Below are 16308 nucleotides of genomic sequence, written 5' to 3'. Positions count from 1 at the left end.
TTATGAAATATAAGGCTGTAATTTTCGATTTGGACGGGGTTATCTGTTTTACGGATGAGTATCATTATCTGGCATGGAAAGAGCTGGCAGATGAGCTGAATATTCCCTTTGACAGGACAATAAATGAGAGACTCAGGGGCGTAAGCAGAATGGATTCTCTTGAGATAATTCTTGAGAAATACACAGGTCCTGCGCTTTCAGACGAAGAGAAGGAAAGACTCGCGACCAAGAAGAATGATATCTACAGAAAGAGTCTTGAGAAAATGTCTCCTGCAGACCTCTCGGATGAGGTCAGAGAGACTCTAAATGCCCTTAGGGATAAGGGACTTAAGCTGGCTATTGGTTCATCCAGCAAGAATACCAAATTTATACTTCAGAGAATCGGCCTGGAAGGTTTCTTTGATGCCATAAGCGATGGCACAAATATCACAAGATCCAAGCCGGATCCGGAAGTTTTCTTAAAGGCTGCTGAGTTTGTGCTCGAAGAGCCCAAGGACTGCCTCGTTATCGAAGATGCTGAAGCAGGCATAGATGCTGCAGTTGCAGGCGGATTTGATGGCGCTGGTATCGGAAGTGCAGCAAACTATTCCAAGGCAACTTATCATCTGGACAGCTTTAAGGATATTTTGAAATACGTTTAACTGTAGAGCTTTTCCTTTGCGGCTTTTTGACGCAGGAGAAAGACTACTATAGCGCAGATCGCCAGTATGATGGTAGCCCATACCCATACAGGAACGGTAAGGATGTTAAAGCACCTTACGCGGATCCACATACGATTGATGACTTCGCTCTTTGCCTGGTCGAAGTAGACCATGATGGAAGCGCGGTCTATGACCTCTGAAGAAGGGTACTGGGCGCCTAATTGGCGTTTAAGCTGTTCCTCGGGAACAGTCAGCACATAATCTTCATCATCAGGGTCTCCTGAGAAGAAATATCCAACGGGGTAATCTGTTGCCTCGTCTTCATCCTCTGCACCGTAATTCCACTCAAGATATTCAAATACGCGACCATCGTCTCCTCCGGAGATGACGGAGGTATATCCGATATAGTACATGTTGCGGATAGCGTTATCAGGTCTTGAAATAAAGTTGATAAAAGCTTCTGCAGCCTGCTGTTTGGCAGGATCCTGGGAAATTCCCTTCTTAAGCATTACCCATCCGTCAAAGTATATATTGGTACTCTCCTTAGGAGCAGCGAAGTTTAAGTAGTAATCGTCTTCTTCGGCCTGATCCATGGCATATACAGCATCTCCTGACCACTGGTAGTTTGCAACTACCTTACCTGTGATCATATCGGCTTTTCCTGAGTCTGTTTCAAAGGAATACAGATTGTCTTTTACCTGCTGCAGATAGTGCTGTACGTTATCTACCGTCTCCTGTGAGACGTCATTCATCTCGGTCTGAAGGGCCATGGCATAGTCAGGCCTTGACCTGAATTCATCAGATGTCAAAAGATCTGACTTAAGAGCACCGACAGCGGCAAAATAAGCGTCTCTGACATTGTCCTTTATGGTAACCTGACGGCGATAAGCCGGGTTTTCAAGAAGCTTCCAGGTAGAAGCATCTTCTTCGCTTACTACATCAGGGTTATACACGAATCCTGTAATACCCCACATATATCCTGCAGCGCAGCGATCCCAGGTAACACCGTTAATATCGTGGGTCTCAAAGATGTTTCTGATGTAGGGAGAAACGCCTTTGATGTAGTAGTTGGTCTCTGTCTCAGGATCAAAAAACTCATCGGATAAGGGCTGAACCAGATCATCTGCCATAAGCTTCATGATCATGTACTCAGAAGGGCACACAAGATCATAGACATCGCCTATTGTGAGCATGTTGTAGAGATCTTCGTTGGTGCCAAAGGTTGAATATTCAACATTTACTCTTTGACCATAAGTCTCGTAATACCATTCTTCAAAGTCATCAACCATGGAGTTTTCTCCGAAAATATCGCCGCTCTCAAGGTCAATCACTTCGTCTTCTCCCCAGTCACCCTGGTCTATATACTCCTCCCAGTTGCAGATGCGCAGTGTTACAGGCTTCTCTGCATCTGAAGCAGCATAAACCGGACGGGAGCAGGTGGTAATAACGCTTGTTATTATAATAATAGCCGTTAGTAGTCTTGCTTTCATCAGGCTCTCTCCTCTTTAATTTCATGTCGCTCGAATTTCAGATTTCTTACGGCAACGATGATGATAACGATCAGAAAGATCAGCGTTGATAATGCCCACAGCGCTGTCTTTATATGAGTCTGCGAACCTTTTGTGGCGTTGACTACGTAGGTGCTGATGGTGTCAAAGGTTGCCGGCTTGGTATAGGTTGCAATGAAGTAGTCATCCAGTGAAAGCGTTATCGCCAGTGAAAAACCGGAGATAATACCTGAAAGTATCTGAGGAACAACCACCTTGGTAAGCGCCTGGAAAGGAGTTGCACCAAGGTCCAGAGCAGCTTCGTAGAGGCTGGAATCCATCTGCTTAAGCTTAGGGATAACAGAGAGATATACAAAGGGTGCGCTCAGAGTCACATGGCCGAAGAGCAGCGGGAAGAAGCTGTCCTTGTTGATGCCCAGAACAACTACAAGCAGAATGCACAGCGAGAAGCCGGTAACAACATCAGCGTTGATGACCGGAATCTGATTTACTGTATCCATCACTGCGGTTGTACGTCTCTTTGAATAGAAGGCTCCTATTGCGCCCAGAGTTCCAAGGAGAGTAGCAAGCAGTGCTGATGCCAGGGCAAGCAGGATCGTGCCCAGTATCATCTCCTGAAGCTCAGGGGTAGTAAAGAGCGTCACATAGTTATTCAGTGTAAAAGAGCGTATGGCTCCGATCTGCGTTGAATCAGTGAAGCTGTACAGAGCAAGCACAAGGATCGGTACGTATAAAAACAGGATGACCAGAATCGGTATTCCGGCCCTAGCTATCTTTTTGGTCATAACAGTGCACCTCCTGCCTTAGCTGTTTCGCCCCTGTCGTCATCATTAATGATGTTGAAAATACATATGATGCCCAGCAGGATAAGTGCGATCATAGAACCACCGTTCCAGTTGTATGCGGAGAAGTAGCTGCCGATAAGACTACCCATGATGTAGGTGCTGTTGTAGAGCATATCCAGTACCACATAGTTGGTCATTGCAGGCAGAAGTACCATGGATACTCCGCTAATGATGCCCGGAAGGGAAAGGGGCAGTGTTACGCGCAGGAATGCATGCCTGTCGTTAGCACCCAGGTCTTTTGCTGCCTCGATCAGAGAAGCGTCCATCTTGGCAAGGGTGTTATAGATAGGCAGAATCATGAAGGGCAGGAAATCGTAAGTCATACCGATAACCGAGTTAAGGAACGGATGGTATGCAAGATTTCCCTCTATCAGGTCCAGAATCTCCTTGAGCGCTGTAATACGGAGCGAGAAGTTGATCCACATGGGCATGATGAAGATCATGATAAGTACGGTATTTTTCTTAAGTCTCCCTGTGGTGAGAATATAGGCAGTCGGATAAGCCAGCAGCAAACATACAGCTGTGGTTGTAAGCGCCAGGGCAAAGCTGTAAAACAGCGTTCCCAGCGTATTAGGGTCAGTAAAAAAGTCTGTCAGGTTCCGGAGCGTGAATTCCCCCTGTCCGTTGGTAAAGGCGTAGTAGAACAGCACCAGAAGCGGAGCTACTACGAAGATCAGCAGGAATACGGCATATGGGATACCTAAGGTTTTTCTGGAAAATCTCATATGCTCCTCCTTATTTCTTAACGGTAAATTTCATCTTATCAAGAGGCAGGATAAGGCCGACTCTGTCGTCCATATTCCAGAGATATTCATCATTAACAATGAAATCCTGCCCAAAATCAGTGTTGATAACGTAGCTGTAGTGGTCACCCTTGTAAATAAGGTTGCTGATAAAGCCTTCTACCAGTACCTGCTCGTCATCAGTGTTATCTGTCATGCGTATGTCGCCGGGCTCAATTGCTGCGACGATATGTATCTTGTCGGGATCAATGACCTCTCCGTGCTCGTCCAAAAGCTCGTGATTTTCATTTCTACGGCTGCCTTTGATGAGCTGAGTCAGGCTGACATCAAGCTCATTATTATTGAACTCGAGACGATGATTTTTGTTCATGTCTACGTGGAAGAAGTTGGTGTGGTTCTCAGCAAGCATGATGTGGATGCCATCAGGCTCAACCTTGATTCCGACATCACTGCCCACTTCTGCAGACTTGGTGTTCTGGATCACAACTTCATATCTGCCGGACTGAACGGTTATCTCATAGTGCATTCCTTTAAAGATAACAGATGTTACCTTTCCGCGGATCTGTCCGTTGCCGGGAGCTACAAGTTCAATATCCTCGGGACGTACAACGGCAGTGATCTGAGTACCCTGGGGCACATCATCGACGCACTGGAAAAGACCGCCTGCAAAACGTGCCTGCATGCTGCCGGTCATGATACCGTTAAAGATATTACTCTCGCCGATAAAGTCTGCAACAAAGGCGTTCTTAGGCTCGTTGTAGATATCTTCCGGTGTTCCGATCTGCTGGATCTTACCCTCTGCCATGACTACGATCTTATCGGACATGGTAAGAGCCTCTTCCTGATCGTGGGTTACGTAGATGAAAGTGATGCCCAGCTCATCGTGCATAGCCTTAAGCTCTATCTGCATTTCTTTTCTCATCTTAAGATCAAGAGCGCCGAGGGGCTCGTCGAGAAGCAGGATTTCAGGCTCGTTGACCAGAGCGCGGGCAATACCTACACGCTGCTGCTGACCACCTGAGAGGGTGGAAACGCTTCTTTTCTCAAAGCCTTCAAGGTCAACCAGCTCCAGGACCTTTTTGACCTTCTTCTTGATCTCGTCTGCCGGAAGCTTTTTAAGCTTTAAGCCAAAGGCGATATTATCGAATATATTCATATGGGGAAACAGAGCATAGCGCTGGAACACCGTGTTGATGGGTCTCTCATAAGGTGGAAGCTGCGAGATGTCTTTTCCATTCAAAAGGATATCTCCGGAAGTCGGCATGTCAAAGCCGGCAATCATTCGAAGAGTCGTGGTCTTGCCACAGCCTGAGGGCCCAAGGAAGGTGACAAATTCCCCGCGCTTTACCTCCAGATTAAAGTCCTCAACAGCCTTGAAGCCATCTTCGAAGATCCTGTTGATGTGTTTGAGTTCGATGATGTTATCGTTCGTGTTCCCCATTTTGGTAAGCTCCTTATTAAATCACAATTCACTGTTTTCTATTTTATCACGTGGACGCTTTACTGTGGGAAAAAGTATAAGAATATTTTTGAGCCCCGGGGACGGAGTCAGTGGCTCATTTTTTGGTCCCTAGGGACGGGGGTAAGGGACCATTTTCCACTGCAATTGCGGAAAAGTGTAAAATGCAGTGGAGTATTAGAAATGAATTTATGAGGGAGTTCCACTGCATATGCATAAAATCATGAAATTCAGTGGAGGGAAAAGAGATTATTTTGGGTGATGGTCCACTACATTACAAGTAATGAGTGAATTGCGTAGGAATACCGGCGCCAATTCTGTTTAAAATGACCACTGCAAAAGCAAGAATTCGTTGAATGTAGTGGAAGGCGGAGAAAAAAAGATGAAAATTTCACCACTGCATTTGTGACAATAAATCAATTGCGGTGGGAAATAAGATTTTTTAGGATTGCTTAATTGGTCTTTTAGGTACGTTTTAAGTTGGATGCATATTATTGCTTTCAGACGAGCAAACAATTCAGGAGGAATGATCAATGATCAGGAGAAAGATTATTTTAGCAATTATTTTGGGCACATCAGTTGCTCTTACAGCGTGTGGAAGCGGTGCAACAACAGAAACACAGGTAAGTACTACACAGGAGAGCACAACGGAAGCTACAGATGCTGAAGATACAGCAGCAGAAGCTAATACAGATGCGGACTCAGCAGAAGAAACATCAGAGATAGTAACAAATCTGTCCAAGATAGATAATACAAAATGGCAGTACAACGAAGAGGATAATGTATACTACCAGCTTGGGATTCAGTATTGTGAGAATCCGGCAGATACAGAGTATGAGGAGCTTGCGATAATTGTTCCGGCAGCTTACATGGATGCTACGGACAACGGAGATGGAACATATACATGTACGCTGAATACTACGGCTGAAGTAAACGGATATACTGCAGAGACAGCGCCAATCGTGTTCCCTGTAAATACACCCGGATATTCAGCACAATCTCCAATGACTGAGTACAGCAGCGCTTCAGAGTATACAGATGCAGGATACATCTATGTACATGCAGGTTGCAGAGGAAGAGATGCCGGAGCTCCGGCTGGTGTTACCGATCTTAAAGCAGCTATACGTTATATAAGGTATAACGAAGGAAATATCGCAGGAGATATGGACAGCATCTTTACATTTGGTATGTCAGGTGGTGGTGCGCAGTCAGCTCTTTTAGGAGTGACAGGTGATTCTGAGCTCTATGATGACTATCTTGAGGCAATCGGAGCTGTTATGGGAGTAAGTGACTCTGTACTTGGATCCATGGGATGGTGCCCTATCACGTCACTTGATTCCGCTGATGAAGCCTATGAGTGGATGATGGGAACCACAAGATCAGGTCTTACTGATGAGGAACAGAGCATTTCAGATGGTCTTACTGTTGCATATGCTGAGTATATAAATAGTCTTGGGCTTACAGATTCCGAGGGAAATGCGCTTACCCTGGAAGAGAGCGAGGATGGAAGATATCAGGCTGGAAGCTATTATGAATACATGGTCAGCGTAATTGAGGAGTCACTGAACAATTTCCTTGCAGATACTACGTTCCCGTATGATTCAGATTCTTCAAGTCAGGGACATCAGGCCGGAATGGGACCTGATGGAGGAAATGGAGGTCCCGGCGGTGGAAGACCTGATGGTGAGAAGCCAAGCGGAGAAATTGATTTCACAGCAATCGATGATATCTCAAGAACTGAGAATAATTCAGGTGTTTCAATTTCCGGAACCTTCGAAACCGCACAGGATTATATAGATGCACTGAACGCAAACGGAACCTGGGTAACCTACGACGAGGCAACAAATACCGCGACAATCACAAGCATTGCTGATTTTGCAGAGGCGGTTAAGACAGCTTCCAAGGGCATCGCAGCATTTGACCAGCTTGATGAGTCACAGGGTGAAAATACTCTCTTTGGATATGGAGACGGAGAAGGTGCTCACTTTGATTCAATGCTTATGTCAGTTTTAAGTGAGCTGGGATCAAGTTACGTTGCGGATTTTGAAGAGGACTTAAGCCAGGAAGATGAACTCGGACACACAGTAGATTACAGATTAAATATGTACTCACCTCTGTATTACCTGCTTTCAAGTTCAGAAGGGTACGGTACATCAAATGTTGCTAAGTACTTCCGTATAAATACCGGCTTATGGCAGAGCGATACAGCAGTTAATACTGAGGCCAATCTGGTTCTTGCGCTCCAGAACTATGGCTCAGAGGTTGATTATAGCTTTGTATGGGGCCAGGAGCACACAACGGCTGAAAGAGATGGCGATTCCACAACCAACTTCATTGAATGGGTAAATGCCTGTGTAGCAGCTGAAGCTGAATAAAATTAGCTCTTGAAAAAGACATTTAATAATATTAGCCTTCTATTAGGAAATTAGAAATTCCTGATAGAAGGCTTTAATTTTTGGAGGAGAGTAAAAGGAAATGAAGTTAGAGGGATTAAAGATCAATTTTCTCGGGGACAGCATCACAGAAGGTCATGGAGTATCTGATCCGCAGAACTTCTAGTGGAGGAGGTTTGAGAAGGACGGCTGTATCTGCAGAGGCTACGGAATCGGTGGAACAAGGATAGCAAATCAGCAGGTTCCATACGATGAGGTTATGGACCGGTACTTTGCATCAAGAGTAGATGAAATGGATGCGGATGCTGACGTTGTTGTACTTTTTGGTGGAACCAACGACTATGGTCACGGAGACGCAGCAAAAGGCAACATGAGCGATCGCACCCCGGATACATTTTATGGCGCTTTGCACGATCTGTATCAGAAGGTTTTAAAGAAATATCCCGGAGCAACAGTCATAGTCATGACTCCGCTTCACAGGACAGAAGAAGATAAGGTATATAACGAGGTCGGCGTTCGCAACTGGGGTACTCTTTTGGATTACGTTGAAGTGATCCGTGAAGTTGCCCAGTACTATGCACTTCCTGTAGTCGACCTCTATAAAGAGAGCGGTATTGAGCCTCAGGAAGATTTCATACGTGAGAGATATTGCCCTGACGGTCTTCATCCCAACGACGCCGGACATGAGATAATCTACAAGCTCCTTAAATCCAAGCTTAAGATGATGTGAGTCACCGGGGACGTTTCAGTTTGACTCATTTTTTTCCTGTTTTGGAAAATAGCCTAAGATAATTCACAAAGCCCGGTATGTATTGTAATACCGGGCTTTCATATAATTTCTTTAACAACAAACGATACTTAAAAACTTAAGTATCACATTTAGGCCAAAGGCCTAAGAAAGAGAGGAGATTGTATGACACTACAGGCTATTTTATTATTTGCAATGATCGCGCTTATCATCCTGATCATTGTTGCAGGATATGTAAAGGCTCCTCCAGACAGAGCATATATCATATCCGGTATGAGGAGAAACCCCAGAATCCTGATCGGACGCGCAGGAGTAAAGATTCCGTTCTTTGAGAGAGTCGATAAATTGTATCTTGGACAGATGACTGTTGATATCAAGACTGAGCAGTCAGTACCCACAAACGATTTCATCAATGTAAACGTAGATGCTGTAGCAAAGGTAAGGATTGGAACAGACACAGAGTCCATACAGCTGGCTGCCAAGAACTTCCTGAATAAGGATCCTGAGCAGATCACAATGGACCTTCAGGATTCTCTGCAGGGTAACATGCGTGAGATCATCGGTACACTTGCTCTTAAGACTATAAATACTGACAGAGACAGCTTCTCAGATCAGGTTATGGAAAAAGCTTCAAGAGATATGAGTAAGCTTGGTATTGAGATTCTTTCCTGCAATATCCAGAATGTTACAGATGAAAATGGTCTCATCAGTGATCTTGGTATGGATAATACCGCTAAGATCAAAAAGGACGCTGCTATTGCAAAAGCTCAGGCCGACAGGGACGTAGCAATCGCACAGGCTGAAGCCGATAAGGCTGCCAACGATGCGAGAGTTCTTGCACAGACTGAAATTGCTGAAAAGAACAACGCCTTGGCTATCAAGCAGGCTGAACTCAAGAGAGAAGCTGATACAGCAGGCGCTATTGCCGATGCTGCTTATCAGATCCAGGAGCAGGAACAGCAGAAGACCATTCAGACAGCAACTGTGAATGCACAGATCGCTAAGGCTGAGAGGGAAGCAGAGCTCAAGCAAAAAGAGGTACTGGTAAAACAGCAGGAACTTGCTGCTGAGATCGAGAAAAAAGCTGATGCCGAGAAATATCAGGCTGAAAAGAAAGCTGAAGCAGAGCTGGTACAGCGTCAGAAAAAGGCTGAAGCTGCCAAGTATGAGCAGGAGCGTGAAGCTGATGCTAAAAAGGCTCAGGCTGAAGCCCAGAAATTCGCTGCAGAGCAGGAAGCAGCAGGTATCAAGGCAAAATATGATGCTGAAGCTGCAGGTATTGCTGCAAAAGGTCGTGCAGAAGCTGAAGCCATCAAGGCAAAAGGTCTTGCAGAAGCTGAGGCAATGGAAAAGAAAGCAGAGGCTTACAAGAAGTACAACGGCGCTGCTATGGCTGAGATGATGATCAAGATCATGCCTCAGATGGCTGCTGAGATTGCAAAACCTCTTTCACAGATCGACAAGATCAATATCTATGGTACAGGCGACGGCTCCAATGGAGCATCACAGATTTCAGGAAATATGCCAATTGTCATGAAACAGGTATTTGATACCATGTCAGAGGCTACAGGAGTTGATTTCTCAGAGATCATGCGTGCCGGAACCTATGATGCAAAGGTAAACAAGAACATCAACATCACAGGTGCTGATGTATCGGTAGAAACTAAGTAAAGAGCTTTACTAAGTAATGGAATCCACTCCCATTCATATAATGGGGGTGGATTTTTGATTGCAGAAAAAGCATAATGACTATATGAGTGCAAAAAACATGTCATTTATGCAAATGCTCAGGCTGGCTGTGGCGCCGAAAACCATTTATCAGTCAGACGACGGGCACATAGTAATCTTCGACAGGATCGAGCATAAGAGGCCGGTAAGGCTTCTTTTGTATGACGGAGTGCGGGAATCAGGGGTGTATCTCGATGAGAATGGTGACACAGACCCGCTGTTTTACTATATGCAGTCGTTAAAAGAGATATCTCTTTTCTATGAGGGGCTTGATAAGGCGCTTCTGATAGGCGGCGGTGGTATGGCATTTCCAAGGTATTATACAAGTTGTGTGCCCGGTGGCAGGATGACTGTTATTGAGAAGGATGCGCGGATGCTGGATCTGGCGCGCAAGTACTTCTCGTTCGCAGAGAATGACAGAGTAAGAGCCGTTGTTGGCGACGGAATAAAGCATATCTCGCAGCTTGCACTGGAAATAGCCGCTGATGAAATTGGGAGTGAATCCAAGAAGTATGACTTTATCGTGTTTGACGCATTTGAGGGCAGAAAGCCGGTAAAAGAGCTGCTCTCAGAGGGAGTGCTCAAGCTGACATATCAGATAACAAGAGCCGATGGCATTCTTGCTATCAACATGCTTAACGAATCCGACGGTGTTATCTCCATGCAGACTCATTTATGCCAAGCGATACTAAAGAAAATCTATAAGAATACTAAGATCATCAACTGTCCGCAGGGCTGGAACTGCATACTGATGGCCTCGGACAGAGAATTGTAAAAGTGAGAATAGTTGGGAGGAGAACAATGATCACAAGAGATGAAGCATTTGAACTGCTGAAAAAGTACAACAAGGATCCGTTTCATATTCAGCATTCCCTTACTGTTGAGGCTGTAATGAAGTGGTATGCAAATGAACTGGGATATGGCGATGAGGCTGAACATTGGGGGATTGTAGGTCTTTTGCATGATATCGATTTTGAGCTATATCCGGAGGAGCACTGCCTTAAAGCACCTGAACTTCTGAGAGACGGCGGAGTAAGCGAGGACATTATTCATTCAGTTTGCTCTCACGGCTATGGAATTACTGTTGGATGCGGACAAACTATCGATGTAGAACCGACTCACGAGATGGAGAAAGTTCTTTTTGCTGCAGATGAACTTACGGGACTTATATGGGCAGCTGCACTTATGAGACCGTCAAAGAGCACCAAAGACATGGAACTTAAATCTCTTAAGAAAAAGTACAAGAGCAAGGGCTTTGCAGCCGGCTGTTCAAGGGAAGTAATTGAGCGAGGTGCGCAGCAGCTTGGCTGGGAGCTTGATAAGCTGCTTACGATGACACTGCAGGCTATGGCTGCAGAAGAAGACCTCATTAACTCTGAGATGGCTAAGGAGGCATCATAATGGAAGCATTAGAAGCTATTTTAACTAGGCGCAGTACAAGGAGATACAAGAAAGAGATTCCGGATAAAGAGCTGATAAACAAGGTCATTGAGGCAGGGAGATATGCGCCGAGCGGCTCAAACAGCCAGACTACGCATTTTATTGTGTTTACGGATGAAGCAGTACTTGCTGAAATGGCGGATCTGGTATGCGGAGAGTTCGCAAAAATGGAGATCAAAGAAGATACCTATATCTCGTTAAAGAACTCTATAAATGCAGCAAGGAAAGGCGGCTACGTTTTCCATTACGGAGCTCCGGTTTATATTGTTACTGCCAATAAAAAGGGTTATGGAAATGCTATGGCGGACAGTGCATGCGCACTGGAGAACATGATGATAGCTGCCAATGCGTTGGATCTTGGATCATGCTGGATCAATCAGCTTCACTGGCTTGACAAGAACGAAGAAATTAGGAAATTCATGTACAGATATGGCCTTAATGAAGACGAGACGATAACTGGTGGACTTATCATTGGCTATCCTGAGAGCGGAGAGCCTGTCAGGGAGCCACTTGAGAGAAAAGGAAATCCGGTAACCTGGGCAAATTAAAAAGAAAGAGATAAAACCATGAGTAAACAAGACTTATTAGATCTTATAGACAAAGCAGGAAAGGGCAGCATAGAAGCAGCCGAAGCCATAGCCGAAGGATACTTCAAAGGGTCTTTTGACGGAAAAAAGAACTTGGAAAAGGCCAAGAAGTGGGCTTTCTACGCAGCAAAACATGGCAGTGATAGGGCTGCGGAGATACTTGCGAGGCTGGGTTAAAATTCCCTATTACACAACCACAAATTTTCTGCTATAATCACTACTCGATGCAAAAAATATATGAAGATATTGAGCTGGTATTTATTGGAAACGCACACCCTGTGGTGATAACGAACAACACGCCTTTGGTCTTCCCCTGGACAATGAAAGGAGAACCCCAGGTATGTTACCACAAAATAAGTTTCAAGATGTTATTTTCACTCTGTTCATGGCATTTGTCATGGTCTATGCAATGATCTGCTACAACATTTCCCTAAGCGTGGGTGGAATGCAGAATTTCGTATTCCTCGCAGCATTTAAAGAGATCATAATCATGTGGCCTATAGCTGTAGCTTTAGAGCTTTTGTTTGTTGGAAAACTGGCGCAGAAACTGGCCTTTAGATTTGTTACACCGGGAAAAGACCCGATGATAATGATTGTACTTGCTATCTCAGCGATGTCAGTATGCCTGATGTGCCCACTGATGAGCCTTGCAGCAACAATTCTTTTTAAGAATGCCGGCGTAGAGTTTGTGGCAGTCTGGCTTCAGACAACAGCCCTGAATTTCCCAATGGCGCTCTGCTGGCAGATTTTCTTTGCCGGACCACTTGTTAGAAATGTATTTGGATTCTTTGTTAAGACTATAGGAAAAGGGAAGCAGTAAAAAGAAACAGTACATAATATTCCACTTTTATGCAAATGTAAACGCTTACAAGGAATATGTTCAAATGATATAAATGGAACAAGAAGCAAAAAGCTATATAAAGTGGAGGAGTATGATATGTCTGTACATGTTATCGATGAAGCAAATCGCTGTTTACAGTGTACCAACCCCAGATGCAGGGAAAACGGATGCCCGATTCACACCAATATTCCCAAGATGATACGTCTTTTCAAGGAAAATCGGATGATGGAGGCTGCGGAGATGCTCTTTGAGAATAATCCGCTGTCCATGATCTGTTCGCTTGTGTGCAACCATGGGAATCAGTGCGAGGGAAATTGTGTAAGAGGCATAAAGGGGGAGCCTGTGCACATTTCTTCAATTGAGAATTACATTTCCGACTCATGTTTTGAGAGGCTTGACCTTAAGCCTGCTCCATCAAACGGAATGAAAGCAGCTGTTATTGGTGCAGGACCTGCGGGGATCACTATTGCGATAATACTGGCACTAAAGGGATATTCCATCACTGTTTTTGAGACTCATGACAAGATTGGCGGAATACTTCGCTACGGAATTCCGGAGTTCAGGCTGCCTAAGTCCATTCTGGACAGATATTACAAGAAGATGCGCGAACTGGGCATCAAGTTCAGGCCTAATTTCTCCATCGGCGGATCTACCGGAATAAAAGACCTTTTAAATGACGGATATAAGAGCGTGTTTATCGGTACCGGAGCCTGGAGACCAAGAAAGCTCGGTGTTCCCGGTGAGACCTTCGGAAATGTCTTTTACGCCATAAACTATTTAAATAATCCGGATGTTTACGAGCTTGGAGATAAGGTTGCGATAATCGGCGCAGGAAATGCAGCCATGGATGTTGCCAGAACTGCTATAAGACACGGCTCAAAAGATGTTGTTGTCTATGTGAGAGGCGATGAAGTCAGCGCTTCGCCCGAAGAATTTGAATATGCCAAGGTTGACGGCGTGAAATTTGAGTACAGAAAGTCTATTGTCAGGATTGAGGATGACGGACCGGTATTTAAAGATGATGAGAACGTTGAAAAACTGGTTCCTGCTGACAGTGTGATAATCGCAATTTCACAGGTTCCGCAGGACAGGATCGTAACTCGTGAAAAAGACCTAAAGCTCAACGAGAAGGGCAATCTTGCCACAGATTCCAACGGAGAGACTTCACTTCCCGGCGTTTTCGCATCCGGAGATGTGGTTACGGGCGCCAAGACAGTTGTTGCTGCAGTAGCAGTATCCAAGCAGATTGCAGAGGATATGGACAGATACATGAAGTCTAAGAAGGACTGATAAGGCCGGAAATATATGGCTTATACCTTCCTTAGTACCAGTTCCACAACGAAACCGTTGTCGTTGTAATACTCCATGCCTCCGCCTTGTTTGTTCATGTACATCTTGCAGAGGTACATACCAAGGCCATAGCCGGATTTGTCGGTGGAATTCTTGCCACGATAGTATTTCTCGGCGATGAGCGGAAGGTCGTCTTTATCGACACCGGGGCCGTTGTCGCGGATTCTGATCTTTATGAAGCTCTCGCTTTTGCCGCTTTCATTAGGGATATCGTCTGCTACAGAGAAGCTCACTGTGATATCCGTGCCTGCGTATTTGGCGGAGTTTCCGATGATGTTATCGATTACCTGTTCCATGCGCTGTCTGTCCATGTAGACAAGGCAGGGATGGATGTGGTTTTCGAGTATGATATTTCCAAAGGAGGAGAGGCTCTTTATCCTTTCCTCGATGAGAACCGAGCTTTCCTCGGTGACATTAATACTGATCTTTTCCATGTCTTCAAGGCTGGCATGCATAACATCGCTTAGGAGCGAGCTTACAGTGTCGGCCTTGGCAGATATGGTTCTTACTTTATCAAGAGTATCGTTACATTCTGAAATGCTGCTGTCTTTGCCCGTTGCTGATGGGTCAGAAGACAGCTCTTTTAATTTACGGGAATATTTAAGGTCAAGAACATCGCAGGTTGCATTGATGACAGCCAGCGGAGTCTTTATGTCGTGACTTAGGTCTTGAATAAGCTCTTTTCGCGCAATCTCAGATGTTCGCTCTCTGTCGATCGAAAGCTTTAGCTGTTCGCGCATGAGGTCAAAACCTTCCACGAAGCTGCCGAACATATTTGTCCGGCGGATGGGAAGGGGCTTATCAAGGTCGCCTTTTGCGATATCTGTTGCAAAATCTTTGAGTTCTTCGATGGGTTTTAAAAAGACTGTGTACATGTACAACAGCAAAAGATAGCCGCTGACAAGCACTGCCAGCCACAGCGCCAATGCGACTTTTAAAATCTGATGTTTGGTATTATCAAAGTTATCTTCCCTGTCATTCCAGGCAACTTTTCCGGCGTATTGTCCGTCAACATTAAGGTCCAGCACCAGAGCGCCAGAGGCGTAGAGCTGGGAAAGCTCCGGATCATCGATCTCTTTTGCAAAAATAATGTGACAGGAGTATTTGTCCTCCACATCGGCCTCAGACATTCCGCTTTCTATGTCGCTGCTGACCTTGTGGAGCTGATCATTGTAGTAGACGATATCTCTTTTGCCATAAACCGTCTTCCTGTTCAGGGTGTAGAACAGGATCAGTATAAGTAGCATAAATATGGTAAAAGAAATAAATATCCGCTTTAAACTCTTCATGGCAGCTCTAAAATGTATCCTGTTCCCCAAACAGTCTTTATGAGCCTTGGCTCATTTGGGTTTTCCTCAATCTTTTCCCTAAGTTTCCTGATGTGCACGTTTAGCGTACTGTCGCTGAAATATGTATCTCCCCACACTTCGTCAAATAGGACTTCCTTCCTGACTATGGTGTCGTGATGCTTGTATAGGCAGTCAAGGAGCGCGTATTCTTTGGCCTTGAGTGGAATGCTGTTGCCGTCTATGATGACCGACATGGTAGGGCTGTCCATTGCAAAGCCGCTGTCATTGCCGGACTGAGCCGTGTCTGCAGGTGCATCCGCTTCTGGCGCCGAGCTTTGAGCGTTTTTCAGCTGGGCTATCCGCTTTAGGTTTACCTTGACCTTGGCCAGCAGCACCGATAGGCTGTAGGGCTTTTTGATGTAGTCATCGCCGCCGATGGACAGGGCGATCAGAACGTCATCATCGCTCTGCCTTGCGCTTATAAACAGGATTGGAAGCTGCATTTCTTCGCGAAGTTTTTTGCAGACATCAAAGCCTGAGCCGTCTCCTAAGTTAATGTCTAGGAGCACCAGATCGGCAGTGTTGCCCTCATCAAAGAAACTGAGGCAGGATGCGGCGCTGTCCACAAACTCCGTGGAAACGTCAAACATCCTGAAATACTCAGCAGTCATTTTGGCAAGTTCAGTTTCATCATCCACAATAAGACAGTTGTAGTGCATAGTTTATCTCCGTATGG

16 protein-coding genes are annotated in these 16308 nt (G+C 45.2%); 10 read left to right on the top strand and 6 right to left on the bottom strand.

The window, feature by feature from the left end; all coding sequences use genetic code 11:
* Window positions 1–2: 2 nt before the first annotated feature.
* The gene (pgmB, locus tag G632_RS0103390; RefSeq protein ID WP_026512359.1) at window positions 3–641 is read left to right on the top strand and encodes a beta-phosphoglucomutase; all 639 of its coding nucleotides are present in this window, start codon (window positions 3–5) and stop codon (window positions 639–641) included.
* On the opposite strand, the gene G632_RS0103385 is transcribed toward pgmB, so the two are convergent.
* The 4 genes from G632_RS0103385 to G632_RS0103370 are packed head-to-tail and all read right to left on the bottom strand — an operon-like array spanning window position 638 to window position 5178.
* Window positions 638–2131 (bottom strand): extracellular solute-binding protein, encoded by a 1494-nt coding sequence (locus tag G632_RS0103385; protein WP_022767625.1) that lies wholly within the window; start codon window positions 2129–2131, stop codon window positions 638–640. The two genes, pgmB and G632_RS0103385, sit on opposite strands and share 4 nt — an antisense overlap.
* The gene (locus tag G632_RS0103380) at window positions 2131–2934 is read right to left on the bottom strand and encodes an ABC transporter permease (protein WP_022767624.1); all 804 of its coding nucleotides are present in this window, start codon (window positions 2932–2934) and stop codon (window positions 2131–2133) included. Before G632_RS0103380 ends, G632_RS0103385 begins: the two co-directional genes overlap by 1 nt.
* Complete coding sequence (locus G632_RS0103375) at window positions 2931–3719, bottom strand: ABC transporter permease (RefSeq protein WP_022767623.1); 789 nt, start codon at window positions 3717–3719, stop codon at window positions 2931–2933. The genes G632_RS0103380 and G632_RS0103375 overlap by 4 nt, the downstream gene beginning before the upstream one ends.
* 10 nt (window positions 3720–3729) lie before the next feature.
* A complete protein-coding gene (locus G632_RS0103370) occupies window positions 3730–5178 on the bottom strand; it encodes an ABC transporter ATP-binding protein (protein ID WP_022767622.1) in 1449 nt (482 codons plus the stop codon).
* 551 nt (window positions 5179–5729) lie between these two features.
* On the opposite strand from G632_RS0103370, the gene G632_RS0103365 reads away from it, so the two are divergent.
* The 9 genes from G632_RS0103365 to G632_RS0103320 all read left to right on the top strand — a co-directional run bounded on the left by G632_RS0103365 (window position 5730) and on the right by G632_RS0103320 (window position 14223).
* Entirely contained in the window at window positions 5730–7571 is a 1842-nt protein-coding gene (locus tag G632_RS0103365) for a subtype A tannase (protein ID WP_022767621.1), read from the top strand.
* 211 nt (window positions 7572–7782) lie between these two features.
* Complete coding sequence (locus G632_RS0103355) at window positions 7783–8319, top strand: SGNH/GDSL hydrolase family protein (RefSeq protein WP_081647056.1); 537 nt, start codon at window positions 7783–7785, stop codon at window positions 8317–8319.
* A 183-nt stretch (window positions 8320–8502) separates the two neighbouring features.
* The gene (locus G632_RS0103350) at window positions 8503–10008 is read left to right on the top strand and encodes a flotillin family protein (protein ID WP_022767619.1); all 1506 of its coding nucleotides are present in this window, start codon (window positions 8503–8505) and stop codon (window positions 10006–10008) included.
* Between the two features lie 97 nt (window positions 10009–10105).
* Complete coding sequence (locus G632_RS0103345; RefSeq protein WP_196802265.1) at window positions 10106–10840, top strand: spermidine synthase; 735 nt, start codon at window positions 10106–10108, stop codon at window positions 10838–10840.
* Between the two features lie 26 nt (window positions 10841–10866).
* Window positions 10867–11466 carry an HD domain-containing protein gene (locus tag G632_RS0103340; RefSeq protein ID WP_022767617.1) on the top strand — a complete coding sequence of 200 codons (600 nt, stop codon included), beginning with the start codon at window positions 10867–10869 and terminating at the stop codon, window positions 11464–11466.
* A complete protein-coding gene (locus G632_RS0103335) occupies window positions 11466–12053 on the top strand; it encodes a nitroreductase (protein WP_022767616.1) in 588 nt (195 codons plus the stop codon). The genes G632_RS0103340 and G632_RS0103335 overlap by 1 nt, the downstream gene beginning before the upstream one ends.
* A gap of 18 nt (window positions 12054–12071) precedes the next feature.
* The gene (locus G632_RS0103330) at window positions 12072–12269 is read left to right on the top strand and encodes a hypothetical protein (protein ID WP_022767615.1); all 198 of its coding nucleotides are present in this window, start codon (window positions 12072–12074) and stop codon (window positions 12267–12269) included.
* Window positions 12270–12432: 163 nt separating this feature from the next.
* Window positions 12433–12912, top strand: coding sequence for a DUF2798 domain-containing protein (locus G632_RS0103325; protein ID WP_022767614.1), 480 nt, complete (start codon window positions 12433–12435; stop codon window positions 12910–12912).
* A gap of 117 nt (window positions 12913–13029) precedes the next feature.
* Window positions 13030–14223 carry an NAD(P)-dependent oxidoreductase gene (locus tag G632_RS0103320; protein WP_022767613.1) on the top strand — a complete coding sequence of 398 codons (1194 nt, stop codon included), beginning with the start codon at window positions 13030–13032 and terminating at the stop codon, window positions 14221–14223.
* A gap of 20 nt (window positions 14224–14243) precedes the next feature.
* Here the strand turns inward: G632_RS0103320 and G632_RS0103315 are convergent, their stop codons facing one another.
* Entirely contained in the window at window positions 14244–15572 is a 1329-nt protein-coding gene (locus G632_RS0103315; protein WP_022767612.1) for a HAMP domain-containing sensor histidine kinase, read from the bottom strand.
* Window positions 15569–16291 (bottom strand): response regulator transcription factor, encoded by a 723-nt coding sequence (locus tag G632_RS0103310; protein ID WP_022767611.1) that lies wholly within the window; start codon window positions 16289–16291, stop codon window positions 15569–15571. Before G632_RS0103310 ends, G632_RS0103315 begins: the two co-directional genes overlap by 4 nt.
* Window positions 16292–16308 lie beyond the last annotated feature (17 nt).

This window comes from Butyrivibrio sp. NC2007, assembly GCF_000421405.1.
In the GTDB taxonomy this organism is placed as follows: Bacteria; Bacillota; Clostridia; order Lachnospirales; family Lachnospiraceae; genus Butyrivibrio.
This window is presented reverse-complemented; position numbering and strand designations above follow the sequence as displayed.